The organism is Dyadobacter sp. LHD-138, assembly GCF_030929615.1.
GTDB lineage: Bacteria > Bacteroidota > Bacteroidia > Cytophagales > Spirosomataceae > Dyadobacter.
Genome location: NZ_JAVFVU010000003.1, coordinates 145536 through 165869, shown reverse-complemented (window position 1 = coordinate 165869; position 20334 = coordinate 145536). Strand labels below are relative to the sequence as shown.

At 46.8% G+C, this 20334-nt stretch carries 15 protein-coding genes; all 15 read left to right on the top strand.

Going from position 1 to position 20334, the window contains the following annotated elements:
• Nucleotides 1-92 precede the first annotated feature (92 nt).
• The 15 genes from RB622_RS02200 to RB622_RS02130 all read left to right on the top strand — a co-directional run bounded on the left by RB622_RS02200 (nucleotide 93) and on the right by RB622_RS02130 (nucleotide 20307).
• A complete protein-coding gene (locus tag RB622_RS02200; protein ID WP_308044854.1) occupies nucleotides 93-3143 on the top strand; it encodes a PVC-type heme-binding CxxCH protein in 3051 nt (1016 codons plus the stop codon).
• Between the two features lie 10 nt (nucleotides 3144-3153).
• Nucleotides 3154-4074 carry a TIM barrel protein gene (locus RB622_RS02195; protein ID WP_308044853.1) on the top strand — a complete coding sequence of 307 codons (921 nt, stop codon included), beginning with the start codon at nucleotides 3154-3156 and terminating at the stop codon, nucleotides 4072-4074.
• Between the two features lie 49 nt (nucleotides 4075-4123).
• On the top strand, nucleotides 4124-4978 hold the full coding sequence (locus RB622_RS02190) for a sugar phosphate isomerase/epimerase (protein WP_308044852.1): 855 nt from the start codon (nucleotides 4124-4126) through the stop codon (nucleotides 4976-4978).
• Nucleotides 4979-5368: 390 nt separating this feature from the next.
• Nucleotides 5369-8524 (top strand): TonB-dependent receptor, encoded by a 3156-nt coding sequence (locus tag RB622_RS02185; RefSeq protein WP_308044851.1) that lies wholly within the window; start codon nucleotides 5369-5371, stop codon nucleotides 8522-8524.
• 12 nt (nucleotides 8525-8536) lie between these two features.
• On the top strand, nucleotides 8537-10015 hold the full coding sequence (locus tag RB622_RS02180) for a RagB/SusD family nutrient uptake outer membrane protein (protein WP_308044850.1): 1479 nt from the start codon (nucleotides 8537-8539) through the stop codon (nucleotides 10013-10015).
• Between the two features lie 150 nt (nucleotides 10016-10165).
• Nucleotides 10166-10930 (top strand): phytanoyl-CoA dioxygenase family protein, encoded by a 765-nt coding sequence (locus RB622_RS02175; protein WP_308044849.1) that lies wholly within the window; start codon nucleotides 10166-10168, stop codon nucleotides 10928-10930.
• 42 nt (nucleotides 10931-10972) lie between these two features.
• Entirely contained in the window at nucleotides 10973-12022 is a 1050-nt protein-coding gene (locus RB622_RS02170; protein WP_308044848.1) for a hypothetical protein, read from the top strand.
• A gap of 45 nt (nucleotides 12023-12067) precedes the next feature.
• Nucleotides 12068-13222 carry a sialidase family protein gene (locus RB622_RS02165; protein WP_308044847.1) on the top strand — a complete coding sequence of 385 codons (1155 nt, stop codon included), beginning with the start codon at nucleotides 12068-12070 and terminating at the stop codon, nucleotides 13220-13222.
• A 67-nt stretch (nucleotides 13223-13289) separates the two neighbouring features.
• Complete coding sequence (locus RB622_RS02160) at nucleotides 13290-14489, top strand: sialidase family protein (RefSeq protein ID WP_308044846.1); 1200 nt, start codon at nucleotides 13290-13292, stop codon at nucleotides 14487-14489.
• Between the two features lie 97 nt (nucleotides 14490-14586).
• Nucleotides 14587-15243 (top strand): GDSL-type esterase/lipase family protein, encoded by a 657-nt coding sequence (locus RB622_RS02155; RefSeq protein ID WP_308044845.1) that lies wholly within the window; start codon nucleotides 14587-14589, stop codon nucleotides 15241-15243.
• A 15-nt stretch (nucleotides 15244-15258) separates the two neighbouring features.
• Nucleotides 15259-16509 carry an MFS transporter gene (locus RB622_RS02150; protein WP_308044844.1) on the top strand — a complete coding sequence of 417 codons (1251 nt, stop codon included), beginning with the start codon at nucleotides 15259-15261 and terminating at the stop codon, nucleotides 16507-16509.
• A gap of 204 nt (nucleotides 16510-16713) precedes the next feature.
• Entirely contained in the window at nucleotides 16714-17346 is a 633-nt protein-coding gene (locus RB622_RS02145; RefSeq protein WP_409021408.1) for an SDR family oxidoreductase, read from the top strand.
• A 64-nt stretch (nucleotides 17347-17410) separates the two neighbouring features.
• A complete protein-coding gene (locus RB622_RS02140; RefSeq protein ID WP_308044843.1) occupies nucleotides 17411-18361 on the top strand; it encodes a hypothetical protein in 951 nt (316 codons plus the stop codon).
• A gap of 64 nt (nucleotides 18362-18425) precedes the next feature.
• The gene (locus tag RB622_RS02135; RefSeq protein ID WP_308044842.1) at nucleotides 18426-19304 is read left to right on the top strand and encodes an aldolase/citrate lyase family protein; all 879 of its coding nucleotides are present in this window, start codon (nucleotides 18426-18428) and stop codon (nucleotides 19302-19304) included.
• A gap of 46 nt (nucleotides 19305-19350) precedes the next feature.
• On the top strand, nucleotides 19351-20307 hold the full coding sequence (locus tag RB622_RS02130) for an aldo/keto reductase (RefSeq protein WP_308044841.1): 957 nt from the start codon (nucleotides 19351-19353) through the stop codon (nucleotides 20305-20307).
• Nucleotides 20308-20334: the final 27 nt, after the last annotated feature.

Genomic DNA, 20334 nt, shown 5'->3' with positions numbered 1-20334 from the left:
ATTTTCAACATTTATACAAGGGTGATAAAGCATCCGAAGGGGTACCTTTTGGTCTGTCCTTTTGGATTGCCATTTTAGAATGACTTTGATTTATGAAAAAAGCAAATAAATACCATTCAATTTCCGTGTCCCCCGTCATTTGGATAGTGATCCTGTTTTGCAGTGTTTGCAGTTGTGCAAAAAAACAGGAAACCGGGTCCAGGGAAGGTTCAACACCGGCAGACAAAGCACTGGCCACCTTCGAAGTTGAGCCGGGTTTTAAGATCGAGCTGCTAGCCAGTGAACCCGAAGTAACCAGTCCGGTGGATATGGAAATAGATGAATACGGAAGGCTGTATGTGGTTGAAATGCCGGGTTATCCGCTTGACAAAAGCGGCACCGGAAGAATAAAATTACTGTCGGATTCCGACGGTGATGGTAAGATGGATAAAAGTACCATCTTTGCCGAAGACCTGATTTTGCCCAATGGGATTCTGCGTTGGAAAAAGGGAATTATGATCACCGATGCTCCCAATGTGCTCTACCTTGAGGATACGGATGGGGACGGAAAAGCGGATGTGCGGGATACGCTGCTGACAGGCTTCTCCTTGTCCAATCCGCATGTGAATGTTAACAATCCGGAGTACGGACTGGATAACTGGGTGCACCTGTCGCATCTGGGGCATATCGGAACCCGGAAATATGGCACCGAGTTTGGCGACCTGGGATCCGAGATACACTTTCCGGATCAGCCGGATTCGCCCCGCCTTCCCAAAAATGCCGAGGGCCACAACGTGCGGTTCCGTCCGGATAGCCATGAACTTGAAATGGGCTCTGGCAGATCACAGTTCGGACATACGTTTGACCAATGGGGACGCCATTTTCTTACCCACAACCAGAACCATATTTATGAAGAAGTGATCAGTGCAGCCTACCTGAAACGCAATCCTGACCTGCTCATTTCTGACGCCACTGAGGCTATTTCCGATCATGGCAAGGCCACGGAGGTTTTTCAGATCACCAAAAATCCGGACCGTCAGCTGTTTACGCCAGTGGGTGTAACCACTTCATCCAGTGGTATTACAGCCTACCTGGGCGGCGCATTTCCTGCTCCCTACGACAGCATCACCTTTGTGGCCGAGTCGGTAAGTAACCTTGTTCATGCCGATATTATCCGGGGAAAAGGGGCCAGTTTTACAGCCGTCCGTCAACATAAAGACAAGGAGTTTCTGGCTTCCACGGATTCCTGGTCACGCCCGGTTAATATGTACGTGGGACCCGACGGAGCGCTGTATGTGCTGGACTATTACCGTCAGACCATCGAACATCCGGAGTGGATGTCTGAGGAGGCGGTAAAAGCCGGTGGACTGTATAACGGATTTGATATGGGGAGAATTTACAGAATCACACCAACGGCAGCCAAGGGGCCGCAATGGACAAAAGGGCTTAAATTGGGCGATGCGACCAGCGAACAACTTGTGCAATACCTGGCAGATCCCAATATCTGGTGGCGGAAAAATGCACAGCGACTGCTTGTTGACCGAAATGATGCAGGCGTAATTCCCGCATTGGAAAAACAAACAACCAACACCAGCTCAGCAATGGCCCGGCTCCACGCGCTCTGGACGCTGGAAGGTATGAAATCACTAAAATCCAGCCTTATTGCTACTGCACTGAAGGATGCTGTTCCCGGCATAAGGGAAAACGGGATCAGACTTGCAGAATTGCACCGCGGGGATTTTCCGGAACTTACTAACAATCTGATAGCCCTTCAGAATGATCCGGATCCTAAGGTCAGGTATCAGCTTTTATGTACCCTCGGATACATGGATACCCCTCAGGTGGGCGCGATCAGACAGAAATTGTTATTTAAAGATCTGGACGACGATTGGGTTCAGATTGCGGCATTGTCTGCAAATGCTTCCCAAACAGCCCCTCTTTTGAAAACGATGCTGGATAACTACAAAACGGAGAATCCAGCCTATGCATCGCTGGTTCAGCGACTGACCACGATGGTCGGTGCAGGAAGCGATCCGGAACCCATCAAAGTGCTGATTCAGAAAGCAACGCGCTCGGTTCCTGAAAAGCAGGCAGCCTGGCAAACCCCTGTGCTGAATGGTCTTACGGATGGACTTAAAAGGAAGAAAATTGATTTCACGCTTTTGGCTAATGAACAAAAAATGCTGATCAGCAGTGCTTTTGAAAACCCAACTCAGGGTGTAAGAAAGGCCTCGCTTCAAATTCTGAAAGTGATCGGTGTGGAAGACAAAATACAATTAAAAGCGACGATTGAAAAAGCAATAATGATTGCCAAAGATAGGAAGCTATCCGACGAAAAAAGGTCGGAGGCTATTGATTTTCTTGTCCTTGGCGATCCGGCTCCCTACGCGGCAACGCTGGAAAAGCTGATTATTCCCCAGGAGCAACCCGCAGTGCAGCTGGCTTCTCTAAAGGTACTCAGCCTGATACCGGATCAGACGGCCGCAAATTATATCCTGAAACAGTGGGAAACTCTGACACCCGAAATTAGGGATGCGGCATTGAACGCGTTCCTGACAACGCCGGAAAGAGTGACGCTGCTGCTGGATGCTATTGAGTCCGATAAAGTAAAACCGGCAAGCATAGGCTGGCCCAGAAGCGTGCAGCTGATGAGTCATTCTGATGAAAAATTAAGAGAAAAAGCGCGCAAACTGCTGACAAGAAATGACCAGGAAAAAGTCAATAAAGACTATCAAAAAGCCCTTATGCTGCCAGGTGATCTGACAAGGGGGAAGCTGGTATACATGCAGAACTGTGCACTTTGCCATCAGGTACGCGGGGAAATCGGGGTTTCGTATGGTCCCGACCTGGGCACCGTACACAACTGGGGTTCCAGGGATCTTATGGCCAATATTCTCGACCCAAACCTATCGGTAGCACCAGGTTTCGATTTGTGGGAAGTAGAACTCAGGGATGGAGAACCGGTACAGGGCATGATCATGAACGAAACTTCGGCGGCGATCAATCTGCGGACTGCTCCCGGGATCGACAAGACCATCAACCGTCAGGATGTTAAATCGGTGAAGGTTTTGAATATGTCGGTGATGCCCGTGCTGGCAAGTCAGATCGATCACCAGAAGATGGCTGACCTGATCGTGTTTTTGAAAAACAGTAAAAGTAACTAAACCAGACGCCATGATGAACCGGGGTACCTTTATAAAAAACAGCCTGTTGGCTGGTGCAGCCATGTTATCCGGAACCACAGTCCCGGTAATGTCTGCTGTTTTACCGAAAAAAGAAAAACCCTTTACGATGAAGTTCTCTCCGGAGTTCGGGATCTTTAAGGAGGTGGTTGGAAAGGATGTCGTCGAACAAATCAGATGGGGATATGATCAGGGGTTCAGGGCCTGGGAAAGTACCTTTCTCGCCCGCAGGCCTGTGGATGAGCAGGAGCGGATCAGCCAAACGGTGCAGCAACTGGGGATGGAGTTCGGGCAATTTGTAGGTACGATGAATTTCAAGGAACCTACCTTTGCAAGCCGGGACGGGAACATCAGGGAAAATGTACTGAAAGAGGTAAAAGCCTCCGTTGAAATTGCAAAAAGGATGAATACCAAATTCATTCACAATGTACTGGGCATGGCTGATCCCAAGCTTCCCTGGGATTTTCAGATGGCTAATGCGATCGAGCTCCTCAAAAGGGTGGCTGCTATCTATGAACCCCACGGCATTGTGATGGTGATGGAAACCATGAACCATAAGATCAATCACCCGGGCATGTTCCTGCATTCCATCCCGCAGGCCTATGCCATGGCGAAGGCCGTGGGCAGCCCGAGCCTGAAACTTCTGTTTGATTTTTATCATGTCCAGATACAGGAAGGTAATATTATGCCAACCCTTGATTACGCATGGGATGAGATCGCCTACATGCAGATAGGGGATACTCCCGGGCGCAACGAACCGACTTCGGGAGAAATCAATTTTGTGAACGTATTGCAACATGTTCACAACAAAGGGTATCGGGGATTTATGGGCATGGAACACGGGGTCAGCAAGCCTGGAAAAGCGGGAGAACTTGCTGCGCTTGCCGCCTACCGGACGGTAGATCCCAAATAGTATTTACTTTATTAATCATCTGTCATTATCTTAAAAGGACTTTCTTCGTATGATCAAGAAAATAACAACCCGTTTTGTGCCGATCCTCCTTTTGTTGGTTGCGGGTGCCTGCTGGGTCAGTTTTACCAAAAATCAGGGGCCACTAAAACCCTTGAAATGGAAGACCGGCGTCGCACTGTATTCATTCAACCGCTTTGCATTTCCGGAAACACTGGAAAAGGCCGATAGCGCTGGTGCGAAATATGTGGAGGGTTTTTTCTTTCATAAGTTGGGGGACGACTTTAACGGCCATTCCATACCGGGCCTTTCAGATAATGAAATCGTTAAAATGAAAGCCCTTATGGATAAAAAGGGTATCGAAATGCGCTCACTTTATGCGGGCGGAGCTAAAAATGCTGCGGAATGGAAAGCGTTCTTTGAATTCTCTAAAAAGATCGGGATTGAATTCCTGGTCTGCGAACCGGATAAGAAGGATTGGGATCTGCTGGATAGCCTTGCGGGAATCTATAAAATAAAGATCGCCATCCATGAACATGCCAAAGGTTCCAGCGTTTACTGGCATCCGGACTCTGTACTTGCTGCGATTAAAGGCCATCCGAATTTTGGCGCCTGTGCCGATTTGGGTCATTGGGCAAGAAGTGGCCTCGATCCGGTTAAATGTCTCCAGACGTTAAAGGGGCATGTCATCAGTGTACACGTAAAAGACCTGGATACGTTTGACAACCTTAAAGCGAACGACGTGGTCGTAGGCACCGGGGTGATCAAATATCCAGCAGTAATTGAAGAGCTGAAAAGACAAAACTTTACCGGTATGGCCTATATCGAACGGGAAGCAAACTGGGAGCATAACATGCCTGACGTGCGCCAGGCTCTGAAATATATCGGCGATCTGGCCGGGAAGTAGGGAAAAATTTTGTACTTCAAATCAGCCTAACAAACCTTAAAAAGCATGGTTGTCTTCCTGACGGCCATGCTTTTTAAGGTATTGGCGCGCCCAATAACCGAAAATGTATTCGGTTAAAAGTTAAGAATCCTATCATGATCTTTGAACCACTTGACGCCTTTTTTGCTATCGGGCAGTGATTTTCTTCCCCTTTCGCGCACACATTTCAATACAGTATAGCCCCTGAAAAATAGTATTACAAAAGCAAACAAAAGTAGAGGAACGACAGTAGCGCAGAACTTAGTTTTGTAAAAGTTAAAATGTGCAAAACCTTCTAAGCTTATTGTTATGCAAGATAAAATATTACTTAATCTTTTTTGCTGGAAGCATTGTTTGTTACCTGTCGTGTTAATGTGCTTGTGTGGATATGCTACATTCTCACAAACGACGTCTATCGTTTCCGGCAAAGTCGTTGACGAACAAAACGATGCGCTGCCTGGTGTGAATATTCAGGTAAAAGGAACCACAACCGGTGGCAATACGGATGCAAACGGACATTATTCTATAACTATTCCTTCAGGTGGATCGCTGATCTTCTCATTTATCGGATACCAAAGCCAGGATGTTCCGGTTGGAAACAGGTCGGTGATAAATGTTACGCTCAAAGCAGACATTGCGGTGTTAAAAGAGGTACTTGTGGTGGGTTATGGAACCCAGTCCAGGGAAACGCTGACAACATCCATATCCAAGCTCGATAACAAGGTTCTGGAAAATGTACCTTACGCCAATGCGGCCTCAGCGCTTCAGGGAACCATATCCGGGGTGCGGGTCCAAAGCACATCCGGGCAGCCTGGTTCGGCCCCAAGGGTTATTGTCAGAGGCGGAACATCAATCAATAATCCGAACGGAGCAAGCCCATTGTATATTATTGACGGTGTGATCCGAACGGATATGAATGACATTAATTCAGATGATATTGAATCAATGCAGGTATTAAAGGATGCTGCCTCTACCTCCATATATGGTGCAAGAGGTTCGAATGGTGTGGTCATCATCACCACTAAAAATGGAAAAGCAGGACAGACCCGAATTTCTTATTCCTACGATTTAACCACTTCAAAGCCAGGGAAACTCTTTGAAATGGCGAATGCAAGGGATTATCTGACCATAAATAGGTTAGGTGTTTTTGGAGCGGCAAAATTTGGAGATTATACTTCCAGATTAACGCTGCCCATGGGATACGGTACGGGGAATGACCTTACGAACAACACGGCATTTACCACGCAATATCTTACCGGCGCGAACGAACATAAACTGAAAGAAGGATGGCAGAGCATGCCCGATCCGGCTGACCCTAGTAAAACATTAATTTTTCAGGATACGGATTTTCAGGCGCTGATGTACCGGACAGGTATTTCCCATAATCATAATTTATCCGTATCGGGCGGTACCGAAAAGGCGACTTTCAATGCAGGGGTGGGTTACATGACTGCGGATGGAACCGTGATTACGACCAAGTACAGCCGTTTGAGTTTTAATATCAATGGAGATATTAAGGTCAGAGACAACCTGAGTTTTTTTTCGAGAGTCATGTTTTCTAAATCCGTATCCAACACGCCTTACGGATCTACGGCCGTGACCTTTTACCGCAATGTGGGCCTGGCACCCACCGCTAAATATAAATTTGAAGATGGGACATTGGCGCCGGGTACCAACAACGGCATCGGAAATCCAGAGTATCATATGAATTCAAGAGTGAACGATAATTCAAATGAAAAACTCACTTTGACCCTTGGCTCTCACTGGGACATTCTTCCCGGGCTGTCATTTGATCCGCAGGTGTCTTTGTATAACGTAACCGGAGATTCCTATACATTCCAGCCTGGATATTGGAATGGCCCGCTTGCGTTTGTCGATTCGCGGGTTGCTACGGCCAACAATTCCAGATGGAGGCAGACTCAGGCTGACGGTGTTTTTTCATATACCAGAATTTTACTGAAAGACCACAGTTTTGATGCAAAAGCGGGTATTTCATATTTTGCCAGAACAAATTCCAGTCTGAGTGCAAGCGGCAGGGGGGCATCTACTGATTTGATCCCAACCTTAAATGCATCAGGAGAAGCTACGGCTGTGAATAGTTCCATTAGCAAGCAGGTCATTTTAGGTTACTTTGCAAGTGCCAATTACAATTACCGGTTAAAATATCTGCTGACCGTAAACATGCGGTATGACGGAGCCTCCAATTTGGGTGATGCGTATAAATGGGGCTTTTTTCCGGGTGTTTCCCTTGGCTGGAATATTCATAAAGAAGATTTTTGGAGCGGCATGTCAAGAACCGTGTCGCAGCTGAAATTAAGAGGAAGTTATGGAGTGAACGGTAACATCAGCGGGCTTGGAGATTTTACCGCGCAGGGAGCCTATGGCGTTGGGGCTAAATATGGAGGCGCGGCAGCCATCCAAAATACGGTGATACCCAACAAGGACCTGAAATGGGAACAGTCTAAAACTTTCGATATTGGTGCGGACTTCGGCTTTTTGGATAATCGTGTCACCATGATTCTGGATTATTACAAAAGGACAACCAGCAACTTATTGACGAACCTTCCATTGCCTCAGTCCACAGGTTTTGGCAGTGTACTGACAAATTTGGGCACACTTGAAAACAGAGGATTTGAAATTGAGCTGGGGGCAAGGATGCTTCCTGTGAATGCTCCGTTGCAATGGAATTTATCCTTTAATGCTTCCAGAACCAAAAATAAAATCCTGAAACTGCCCTACAACGGAACTGAAAACAACCGGGTTGGCGGGGTGCTGGTCTGGGATGATGCAAAGCAGGATTACGCCTGGAAGGGAGGACTTCAGGAAGGCGGTCGTCTCGGGGAAATGTATGATCGCCAGCAGGTAAGGATATACGCTACGGATGAGGATGCGCGGAAGGGACCCGTCGCTTCTTACATTGTCGGCGCGGATAAAACCCAGTACGGTGGTGACGTGGAATTTTATGATGCCGACAAAAATGGGATCATCGATTCCCGTGATAAACGATACATGGGGAATGCCTATCCGCTATGGACGGGAGGCTTCTCGAATACGCTGAGTTTCAAAAATTTTAATTTGTATGTCAGAATGGATTACACCACGGGACATACCATTTTTAACTGGGGAAGAATGTTCCTGGATGGCAATATGTATTCGGATGGAAACCTTACCCAAAGAATGGTAGACCGCTCCTGGAAAAAGCAGGGCGATGTTACCGACATGCCCCGTTCTTACTGGGGCGGCGAAAGGGTGCAGCGTAATTTGTTCGATGGGGTGACCAATTCGGGAACCTCTCTTTACAATGAGCCGGGTGATTTTCTGGCCATCAGGGAAGTTACATTGAGCTACAATGTACCATCTAAAATATTGCGCAAACTAAAAATTGCAAACCTGCGCTTTAATGTAACCGCAAACAACATTCATTATTTCACCAAATATCTTGGATTGAACCCGGAAGAAGGGGGCGTGGATGACGGACGGTACGCTATGCCTAAAAATATAATTTTCGGAGCCAATATCTCATTTTGACAAATCGAAATCATGAAAAAAATTAAAATAATCTCATTTGTATTAACCGTTTGTTTTGGCACATTTTCCTGTGATGTATTGGATGTATCACCAACCAGTGTGATTACAACCACCTCGTTCTGGAAAACCCAAAATGACGCCGAAGGCGCGCTGAACGGCATGTATGTAAACCTGAGAAACGTGTCAGGTGCCATTTATACCCTTGGTGAGCAGCGAAGCGAGGTTTTCGAGGGAGGTGTTTACGGCAGTGGAAGAAACGACCTTTTTTTGAACGAGATCAGCGGCGATCAGCCAAACCATCCCGACTGGAGCGGCTTCTATACGGTTGTCAATGCTGCAAACCTGATTTTAAAATATGCCCCGGCAGTACAATTCAAAACCGATGCCGCTAAAAACAGTATTTTGGCACAGGCCTATGCAATGCGTGCCTACACCTATTTCGTGATGACCAGAACCTGGGGAGATCTTATTATCCGCACCGAGCCTACGGAAAGTTCCAGTGCCGAGGTCACCATCAAGGAAAGAGTACCGCAGGCAGAAGTCTTCAGATTGATTAAAGACGATCTGGAAAAGGCCATTACACTTTTCCCGGATAACAATTTGCCATCAGGAAGATTTAAGTGGTCCAAAGCAGCTGCCAATGCATTGAAAGCGGACGTATTTCTATGGACAGGAAAAAAGCTAAATGGAGGTCAGGCCGATTTTACCACCGCACTGAATGCGATCAGTGAAGTTGAAAAGGCGGATGTGTCATTATTGCCTAATTTTTCGGACCTTTTTGAATACGTGAACAAAGGAAACAAAGAAACGATTATGACCATCCGTTACCAGGATCTTGACGGGGCGGCCAACAATCAATTCTGGCTGCATTGGATCATCGATAGCGCCATTCCTGCCAATACTGATGCGGCGACCAAGGCATTGATACAGCCGGTTGGCGGAGGCCAGGGACTGCTTGTGTTAACCGGGCTGGTGCGTAACCAGTTTACAGAAGACGACACGAGAAAGAAAGGATCATTTCATGAAATTTTCACCTATGATCAGGCGGGTAAGGCGACTTTCTATACCACGCTGGCCATGAAGGGAAGGGGCCTTTTGACCGGAGGGAGCAGGTTATTCCTCAGTGATATTGTTCTTTACAGGTATGCCGACATACTTTTAATGAAAGCCGAGCTAAAAAATGCGCTTGGCCAGGATCCATCGGAGGATATCAACAAAGTGCGTCAAAGAGCCTACAAAACAAGTTATGACAAACACATATTTGTAAATGGTACGAAGGAAGCCAACGATGAAGCGATATTAAAAGAGCGGCTGTTTGAATTGGTTTACGAAGGAAAAAGATGGTGGGATCTGGTGCGGTTCAATAAAGCGTTTGATCTGGTTCCTAATCTTAAAAGTAAAAAAGGGCAGGACAATCTGTTACTTTTTCCCATAGCCAATACGATTCTTAGTCTCGAACCGAAAGTGAAACAAAACCCGGGTTACAAGTGAGTTGGATTTACTTGTCAGGGAAAATTCCACATGTATTGGTGGCGAACAAAGGAAGTAGACTGCTATCACATGTGAAGTGCTTGGAGCCCGCGCTAAGGCCCCGCAAAGTTAGTTGGTATATGGTCTGTCAATCTGAAAATTTTGGAAACAATGGATATTGAATTAATAAAAAAGAAATTTGATGCAGATGGTTACGTTTTTTTGCCAGGTTTTTTGTCCGGCTCAGAAATTGATCATTTAAATCAAAAACTGGAATTTTTTATTGAAAATAAAGTGCCGGGAATACCCGCCACGGATGTGTTTTACGAAGATAAAAGTGATCCGTCTACTTTAAAGCAAATCATGCATGTCTCGGCGTATGAACCCGATTTTCACCCGCTGCTGGCAGACAGCAAATTCAGCCGGATAGCGGAGGAACTGCTGGGGGATAAAGTTATTCCCCGCATCCTGGAATATTTTAACAAACCGCCAAAAATCGGAAAGCCCACACCACCGCATCAGGATGGATATTATTTCATGCTCAAACCGGCAAAAGCCGTCACGATGTGGATGGCACTTGAAAATGTGGATGAGGCCAACGGATGTGTTCGTTATGTAAAAGGATCCCACCGGAAGGGAATGCGGACACATGGCCGGACGCAGACTTTGGGGTTTTCTCAGGGGATTGTTGATTACGGCCTGCCTGATGATCTGGAAAATGAAATTGCTTTTCCGGCCAAACCGGGCGATTTGCTCATTCATGATTCCCTCACCATTCACCGTGCCGATGGCAACCAGACGAATGATCGCAGCCGGAAAGCACTTGGGTTTATCTATTTTGGGGAATCGGCAAAAGAAGATGTAGAGGCTAAGGCGGCTTATCAGGCCATGCTGCAAAAGGAAATGCGGGTAAAAGAGGCGGTTTCCGGCTCATAATGCGCTGGTCATTTTAATCATTATTTTTTATATCGATAAGTTATGATGAAAGTTAAACCCTTGCTGCTAGCACTGCTGCTTGGCGGATCCTGCTTTACGCAGACAAAGGCTGCGACTGCTTTGGATTCCCTTGAAGTGACCAAAATTTGGGATCGGGAAAAACACAATGCATTTCCCGATCTGATCAAGTTCAAAGATTATTTTTACTGTACTTTCAGGGAGGCTGTCAATCACGTTGGGAACGGAAACAAGGGCAAAGTGAGAGTGATCCGATCCCGAAATGGGCATGAATGGCAGGAGATCGCTTTGTTTGAAATGGAAGCTGATGACGTCAGGGAAGCGCGCTTATCGATAACACCGGATGGGAAATTAATGGCAATTGTTGCCGCGGGCATTTTTAATGAGGGCAGGTATCTCACGCTTGCTCCCTATGTTTCTTTTTCGGATAAATCGGGGACAAATTTTTCAAAACCTGAAAAAACCAACTTTAGCCAGGAAATTACACCATCTCTTGACTGGATCTGGCGGGTAACCTGGCATAAGGGAATCGGGTACGGGATTATGTACTCGGTTGACTATAAAATGGATAAGGGGAAAACCGTCAGAACCATGTATGCCCAGCTGTTAAGTACAAAAGATGGCAGGCATTACAAGAAAGTATCTCAACTGGATGTCGACGGAAGTCCCAATGAATCTACCATCCGGTTTGATAAAAACGACAAGATGTATGTGATGGTCAGAAGGGAAACCAATGATCAGATGGGCGTGCTGGCTGTCAGTGAATTTCCATATCAGAAGTGGAACAGCAAAAAGTTGAGTTTTAGATTGGGAGGTCCTAATTTTCTGTTTCTGGGTAAGAACAGATTAATCATGGGTTCAAGGTTTCACGAACGGAAAGGTACTTCAACGGCCTTACATCTCACCGACCTGAATGGAAAAGTGCTGAAAACGATAAAACTTCCTAGCGGCGGCGATAATAGTTACCCCGGAATGTTGATGGATCAGAAAAAATTATGGGTTGCTTACTATTCCAGCCACGAAGGAAAATCGGCTGTTTATCTGGCAAAGATTCCCGAAAAGGAATTGCAGTAATCCTCCAAACCCAATAGAGTCCCTAAACCCATATAAATTATGTCAATGTTTAAATTTAAAGGTTTTGTACTTTTTGCCCTCTTCATCGCGGGTTTCGATGCCTCGTCGCGCGCGTCTAATGTTTTGGCAGCCTCCGACACGCTGCGGCCTATGCTCATATCCAAAGGCGGAGATGCCGGCGAATATCAGGCATTCCCTGACGCCTGCCGCTTGAAAAACGGTGACATCGTTGCCGTTTTTTATGCGGGTGACGAGCACGTAACCAAGCAAAGCGAAAAATATCCGAATGCAGGAAGGATTTGCCTGGTAAGATCGAAAGATGAAGGCCGCACCTGGAGCAAACCTGTAACGATTTACGACGATGTTGATGATAACCGGGATCCGCATATTGCCCAGCTGCGTGATGGGTCACTGGTATGCAGTTTCTTTTCCCTTCAATACGCATCTTTCGGTGCCACAGCTTACAAGCCATTGGGAAGCCCACAGTTGATCCGGTCTAAGGACAACGGCAGGACCTGGGAGAAAAAAGCGATGGTTCTTGAGACAGGCGACATCGACTGGCTATGCTCGGCTCAACTGCGTGAAATGCCGGATGGAAGTACAATTTTACCGGTTTACCACCAGGAAGGTAAGGGCGGACTGATCGCCTGGGGAGGTGTGGTACGGTCCGTGGACAAGGGTAAAACCTGGGGGCCGGTTATTCCCATCGGGGAAAAGGCCAATCTGCCGCTGGCAGCCGAAACGGATGTCGTCTTATTAAAGGACGGTACGCTTTATGCAGCCTTACGTGCACAAAAGGAGGTTCACATGCATTATGCCACCAGCAAAGATCTGGGCAAAACCTGGTCGGAAGTGCAGGATATTGGTTTTCGGGGACATTCTCCGTCGTTTACAAGACTAAAAACAGGAGAGATATTACTGTCTACGAGGGCTTTTAAAGAAGGGCCGGTTAAAAGCGGATACACGGGTTTGCGTGTAAGCCGGGATGAAGCCAAAACCTGGGAAGGACCGTATCTGGTGGATGAAACGCTGGGCGCTTATCCTTCCACCGTTGAACTTAAAGACGGCTCGATTCTGGTTGTTTATTATGAAGAGGGTAAAGGCAGCGGTATCAGGACGTATCGGTTCAAATTACCTGAGAAGACCCAAGGCCAGCAATTTTCCGAACCCCGGAAATTGAAACTGCTTAGCCTGAATTAAAGTAATCGGGTACTTCATGATAACACCTCATTTCTATTTCCTTAACAAGCCTCATTCCAAATTATTTATGAAAAATTATTTTAGTCGATGTTTAGCAACTTGTTTTCTTACACTGATAATAAGTCTGGTGGTGTTAAAAACGGAGGCAGGTTCTTTTACGGCAACCGACAGTGTTCCTGGTGTCCGCAAAATACAGGATGTGGTGATTTATCAGGACAATAAATTTCATGCTGCGTTTCCCTCCGTGATAAAGAAAAAAAATGGAGAAATAATCCTGGCTTTCCGCAGAGCTCCCGATCGTAAAGGCTTCGGCGAAAAGGGGACCAGTCACGTAGATCCGAACAGTTATCTGGTTGCCGTGAAATCAAAGGATGGTAAAACCTGGACGGCGGAACCGGAGTTGATTTACGCACATCCGTTTGGTGGTTCGCAGGATCCCTGCCTGCTTCAGTTGAAAGACGGAACCTTGTTGTGTGCAAGTTATGGCTGGGCCTTTGTTCGTCCGGATGGTGTCCCCAATCTGAAAAAGCCGTATTTCCAAGCCGGAGAAGCTACATTTCTGGGCGGTTATGTACTGCGTTCAACGGATGGAGCCAAATCGTGGCAGGGGCCTCTGTATCCGCCGCATATCCAACCTGAAATTAATCATACGCCGCTGGGAAACATGGTTCCTGCCTACAACCGTGGTGCCATGTATGAAGGAAAAGATGGTCGCATTTTCTGGGTTGTAGCTGCAACGGACCGTGAAAAGCCGAGCAAAACATCGAACCATTTACTGATTTCTTCGGATAAGGGAATGACCTGGCAATATTCCTGCCCGGTGGCCGTGGATGACAAAGTATCTTTCAATGAAACCTCCATTTACGAAACCCCTAAGGGCGATCTGGTTGCCTTCATGCGAACCGCTGGTTTGGACGACCAGGCATGTATTGCACGTTCCACGGATGGAGGCAAAACTTTCACGGCCTGGGAAAAGATGGGTTTTCAGGGGCATCCGTTGCAGGCATTGCGGCTACCGGATAACCGGGTCCTGGTATCTTATGGGTATCGTCACAAACCGCTTGGCATTAGGGCCCGGATATTGAATGCAGAATGCACCGATTTTGCTACCGCCCCGGAAATTGTGCTGCGTACTGATGGCGGCACTGGCGATCTGGGTTATCCCTGGGCGGTGCAGCTTGATAAAAGCAAGGTACTGATCAGTTATTACTTTAATGTGCCGGGTGGGCCGCAGCACATCGCAGGAACCATTTTGGAGATCAAATAGATTTTTCGTGCCTGAACAGATTGAAGGCGAATTTCTGAGAACGATTAAAGGTATGTTTAAGACTGATACTATGTTTCGCTACAAATGCTGTTTTTGTATGGCAATCTTTTTGCTGACTTTAAACAGGGGTTACGGTCAGCAGATTTCCTGGGATAGTATTTCCCGACCTGAGATTTATCCGTCAAGGGTGGCTTTGATGCGAACATTCAGACATACAAAAAAGGACATCGTGTTTTTGGGGAACAGCATTATATTTTGGACCGAATGGAATGAATTGCTGAGAAACAGACATGTGAAAAACCGGGGGATTCCGGGAGATACCAGCTATGGCGTGCTGGACCGGCTGGATGAGGTTACATCCGGAAAACCGGCCAAGGTATTTTTATTGATCGGCATCAATGATCTGGCCCGAAATATCCCGGCAGACGTACTGCTGCAAAATTTTAGTCGGATTATCAGGCGTGTGAAGTCAGAATCTGCTTCTACACGCATCTATATTCAGACCATACTGCCTACAAATGATTCCTTCAACAAATTGCCAAACCACTGCAATAAGGATGCGCTGATCAGAAAAGTCAACAGCGAGCTGTTGAAACTGGCTCAGGAAGAACATGTTATTTTTATTGACCTGTACAGCCATTTTGCAGATCAGGCAGGGAAATTGAAAAAAGAACTAACCTGGGACGGCGTCCATTTAACACAGGAAGGGTATAAAAAATGGGCGGATATCCTCAAAAACGAGAAATATTTATAAGCAAAGAAAACAGACATGGTGAAAACAGAAAGTGTTGTATCGCAAACAAACCGCGCCTTTTATCCCTGGCTGGTAGTGGCGATGCTCTGCGTGGTAGGCTGCCTGAATTATCTGGACCGTATGATGCTCACGACCATGCGGAGCTCTATTACCGAGGCTATGCCGATGACCGATGCACAGTTTGGCCTGCTGACTTCTGTTTTTCTATGGGTGTATGGATTATTAAGCCCTTTCGCCGGTTTTCTTGCAGATAAGTACAACCGGAGCCGGGTGATCATCGGCAGTTTGTTTGTATGGTCGGCTGTAACCTGGTTAACGTCTTACGCGACAACCTTTGAAGAGCTTTTAATCACAAGGGCATTGATGGGCGTCAGCGAAGCCTGTTACATTCCCGCAGCGCTGGCATTAATCGTTGATTACCACAAAGGGCCAACCAGATCTCTGGCCACAGGCATTCATATCGCAGGTATTATGGTGGGACAAAGCCTGGGATTTGTCGGAGGCTGGATTGCTGAGAAACATCACTGGAGTACTTCTTTTAGTATTTTCGGTGTTTTTGGTATTCTGTACACGCTGGTTTTACTGTTTGCGCTAAAAGATTCCCCCAAAAGCATAAAGCCTCGGGATACGAAAAAGGATCAGGATGTTGACTTTTTTAAAGCGCTCAAAAGTCTTTTTAGTCAGAGTTCTTTTGTGCTGCTGCTTTTGCTTTGGTCTGCACTGGGCATCATCGGCTGGATGGTTATGGGCTGGATGCCGACCTATTACAAGGAGCATTTCAACCTGACCCAGGGAATGGCTGGTTTGTATGCAACGGGATATTTGTACCCCGCATCGATTGTAGGCGTTATTCTTGGTGGTTTTCTTACCGATCGATGGAGCAAAACCAATCCGCGTGCGCAGATTATGATACCGGCAATCGGCCTGAGCATTGCTGCTCCCTGTATTTTCATCGCAAGCAATACGTCTGTACTTCCGGTGGCCATTGGTATGTTTATGCTTTATGGGCTTACCCGCATGTTCAGCGATGCCAACATCATGCCTATTCTTTGCCTTACAGCCGATCCTCGTTACAGGGCCACCGGTTACGGCGTGCTGAATTTATCGGCCTGTATTGTGGGTGGAATTAGTCTTTATGCAGGTGGGGTTTTAAGAGATATGGATGTCGATTTGGGGCGGATTTTCCAGTCAGCTGCGGTCCTGATGGTTGTATGCATTGGGTTGTTAATGCTTATAAACAAAAAAACGGCTGATCCGGAAGTATGACTTTTCAAAATTAGGGCTTGGCATTTCAAATAACAAAGCAGCATGACTTTAACAAACAGTTTTCCGGATTTATTCACTCTAAAAGACAGGAGTATCTGGGTTTTTGGCGGAGCGGGTTACCTTGGATAGGAGACGATTTTATGCCTTAAAAAACAGGGGGCAAACATACTTTGTATAGACCTCGATAACCGGGCTGAATCCTTCGTGAAAAAATACAATCTCACCGATGTGGTCTGGGCAGCGCTGGATATTCGGGACACTCCGCAAGCTGAACAGTTTGTAAAAGAGCAGGTTGCTCAGCGGGGAGTTCCGCACGGTTATGTTAATTTAATAACGGCCACCACGGCTCAAAAAATGGAGGAAATCACCGCAGATGAATTTGATCAGGTGAATCATGGGGGCCTAACGGCCGCCTTTATCCTGACGCGTGCGATTGGTATGCAGATGGCTGCCCTCAACCGTGGTAGTATTGTGCTCTTTTCAAGTATGTACGGATCGGTTTCTCCATATCCGGAAGTATACCTAGACCCGATGACCAAAAATCCGTTGGAATATGGTGTCGGCAAGGCAGGTATTATTCAAATGACGCGTTACCTGGCTGTTCACTGGGGCAAGTCCAACGTCAGATGTAACTGCATTTCACCAGGGCCGTTTCCTAATCCGGCAGTGCAGCGGGATCACCCTGGATTTGTAGGAAGACTTGCCGGCAAATCGCCGCTTGGCAGGGTTGGTCAGGCGGAGGAAATAGCGGGCTCGGTTGCCTTTCTGTTATCTGAGGCCTCGTCTTATATTACCGGCCATAACCTGGCGGTCGACGGTGGCTGGACAAGCTGGTGAAAAACCCTTAGCAACTGTTTTTTGTGTGGCGATTTTCTACTATTTAACTCTGAAAACACTGTCCGTGAAAATTTATCAATTCATTTTATTTTTCGTCATGATTTTAACCGGAGGGTGTATTCGTATTAAACCAGACCAGGCGTCTCAAAATCAGCAGGCGCTTGCAGTACTTCGGCACGTCATGGCTACGCAATCCGAATGGGTAAAGGTGCACGCAGCCGAGTATTTGATATGGTCAGGCAATCCACAGGGTGTACAGGAGCGTTTCCTGCTGGAAGATAAACTTTATGGCAGCAAGCCTCAATACCGGATTGGCATCTGGCGGGTTTTGGCGCAGCTGGCGGCAACAGCCGGGGAGCGAAAAGTCTGGACCGATAAAATAAAGGCGGCGTTTCTGGACCCTGCCGGAACCGACCGGCTTCATGCCGCAGAAACACTGGCGAAACTCAGAATTTCTCCCCTGCATGACAATCAATTACTGACAGAAGAGACGTTAAAAAGCGAGGTTAAACCGCTTGCACTGTATACTTTCTGGAGTGTTTGCTTTACTTCGCAGGATTCACAGCAAGCGGCACCCGGCCAATTTCTGGAAATGATCCAACAAGCCGGTAAGGATGCCGTGCAAAAAACCATTCCGGCCTATGCAATGCGTCAGTTGAAGGGACTTTCTGAACCGCAATGGCAACGTTTTTCGAAGATTGCCCTGGCTGAGCCCACCGGTTCTTCTGCCCGGATATATCTGCTTAGTGCCGCCTTTTCAACGGCAGATACAAAAGATTTCCCTCCATTGTTAACAGCATTGCATTCCGAATTGATAAAATACAAAGACGCCCCCTCAAAAGGTGAAAGAACAGAAATGACGGCTGCACTTGCCGAAAACGGCACATCGGCGGATCTGCCACTTTTGCTCTCATTGTTTAAAAATGAAAATCCTTTTGGCAATGAAACGGATTCGGAAGATGTAAGGGCCGCCGCGGCTTATGCCATTTTAAAGATCAATCAGCGATCCCGTTAACCAGGAACCGATACAAATCCATTTTTGTGAAAGATTGTACCATAAACAGGTGTGAAAGTAATAGATGCTCAGGATTTACTACATTACTTTTGACAATATAAAACGACCCAATTCCAACCCTTTAACCATCGAAAAAGTGAAAATGCGTGAAAGCCGGGTATTGAAAAAACTGAGAGCAGGAGAAGTAGTGAGTTGTTTCAAAATAAATCTCTCGGATGCCAGAGTCGCTGAGATTGCTGCGCTATCCGGGTTTGATTGTGTGTGGACGGATCAGGAGCATATTGGCCAGGACTGGTCAATTCTGGCGGCGAATATATGGGCCACAAAAGCGCATGATACCGATATCCTGGTGCGCGTCCCGAGGGGAAGTTACAGCGACTATGTCCGCCCGCTGGAACTGGATGCCACGGGTATTATGGTGCCCCACATCATGAGCCTGGCCGATGCAAAAGGTGTAATCGAAATGACGCGCTTCCATCCCACAGGTCGCCGCCCAATCGATGGTGGTAATACCGATGGAGCTTATACGTTTATGGATTTTAATGAGTATCTGGTGCAGGCAAATCAGCAGCGGTTTGTCATTTTGCAGATAGAAGATCCGGAACCATTGGATGAACTGGAAGAAATTGCCGCACTGGATGGTTTTGATATGCTCTTTTTTGGTCCGGGTGATTTTAGTCAGGGCATTGGCGCTCCGGGAGAATGGAACCATCCGAAGCTAATTGAAACCCGTAAAAGGGTGGCAGAAGTAGCACGTAAGCATGGCAAATTTGCCGGAACGGTTGGTGGTCCGGGTAATCTGGATGAACTGATTGCGATGGGATATCAATTTGTCAGCATGGGTGCCGATGTGGTGGGTGTAAAAAATTACTGTCGGGATCTGGTGGGTGCCTTTAGTAAATCGGCCTCCGGCGGATCGAAAACCTCTTATCTGGAAAACTGATGCAGACGCTTTGATAGCGTGGCAACAAAATTAGCACAACTTAAAAATGAAAAAACGGCAGCTGGGAAAAACGGGACTGGAAGTTTCTGAAATTGCTTTTGGGGGCGTTGAAATAGGACTTCCTTACGGGATTGGTATCGAAACTGCGGAAGATATGCTCTCCCAAGCGGATGCCATTCACCTGCTTCACGCGGCTCAGGAAAAGGGTATCAATTTTTTTGATACGGCCCGCTTGTATGGGGAAAGTGAAACAATCATGGGAAAGGCATTTTTCGGACGAAGAAACGATATTGTGCTTGCTACAAAATGCGTTCATTTTCGTGATAAGGATGGGAATTTGCCATCTGAAAAGCAGTTGGAACGGGTAATTGAAAGTTCGTTGAAAATGAGCCTTCAGTTACTGAAAACCAGCTATGTTGATGTATTTATGTTGCATCAGGCAGATATTGAAATTCTGAACAATCCGGTGATTGCAGCGGTATTTGCCGGGTTAAAAGAAAAAGGGATCATCAGGGCAACAGGTGCATCAACTTATACTATCGAAGAAACTGAGCTTGCCATAAAAACAGGGAATTGGGACGTGATACAGCTTCCCTTTAATCTGATGGACCAGCGGCACGGCGCATATTTTGAAAGTGCGAACCAGCAGGGTGTTGGCATTGTGATCCGCTCGGTTTTGCTGAAAGGATTATTGAGCGACCGCGGTAGCAATCTGCACCCGGCGCTGGCGGATGTAGCTGGACATATTCGAAGTTACCATGAACTCATTGGGGATCAATTTCCGGATTTACCAACATTGGCCACACAGTTTGCCTTGTCGTTTGAAGGCGTATCGTCCGTTTTGGTGGGAATTGACAAGCTGGAATATTTATACAAAGCGCTTGCAACGGCCAACGGGCAATACATGAGCCAAACAGCGTTGGATAATGTCCGTAATCTGGCCTATCCTGACCCGGCATTTTTAAATTTACCGCATTGGGACAGAATGGGTTGGTTAAAATAATTGAAAGATAAATTTCAGGAAAAGGGT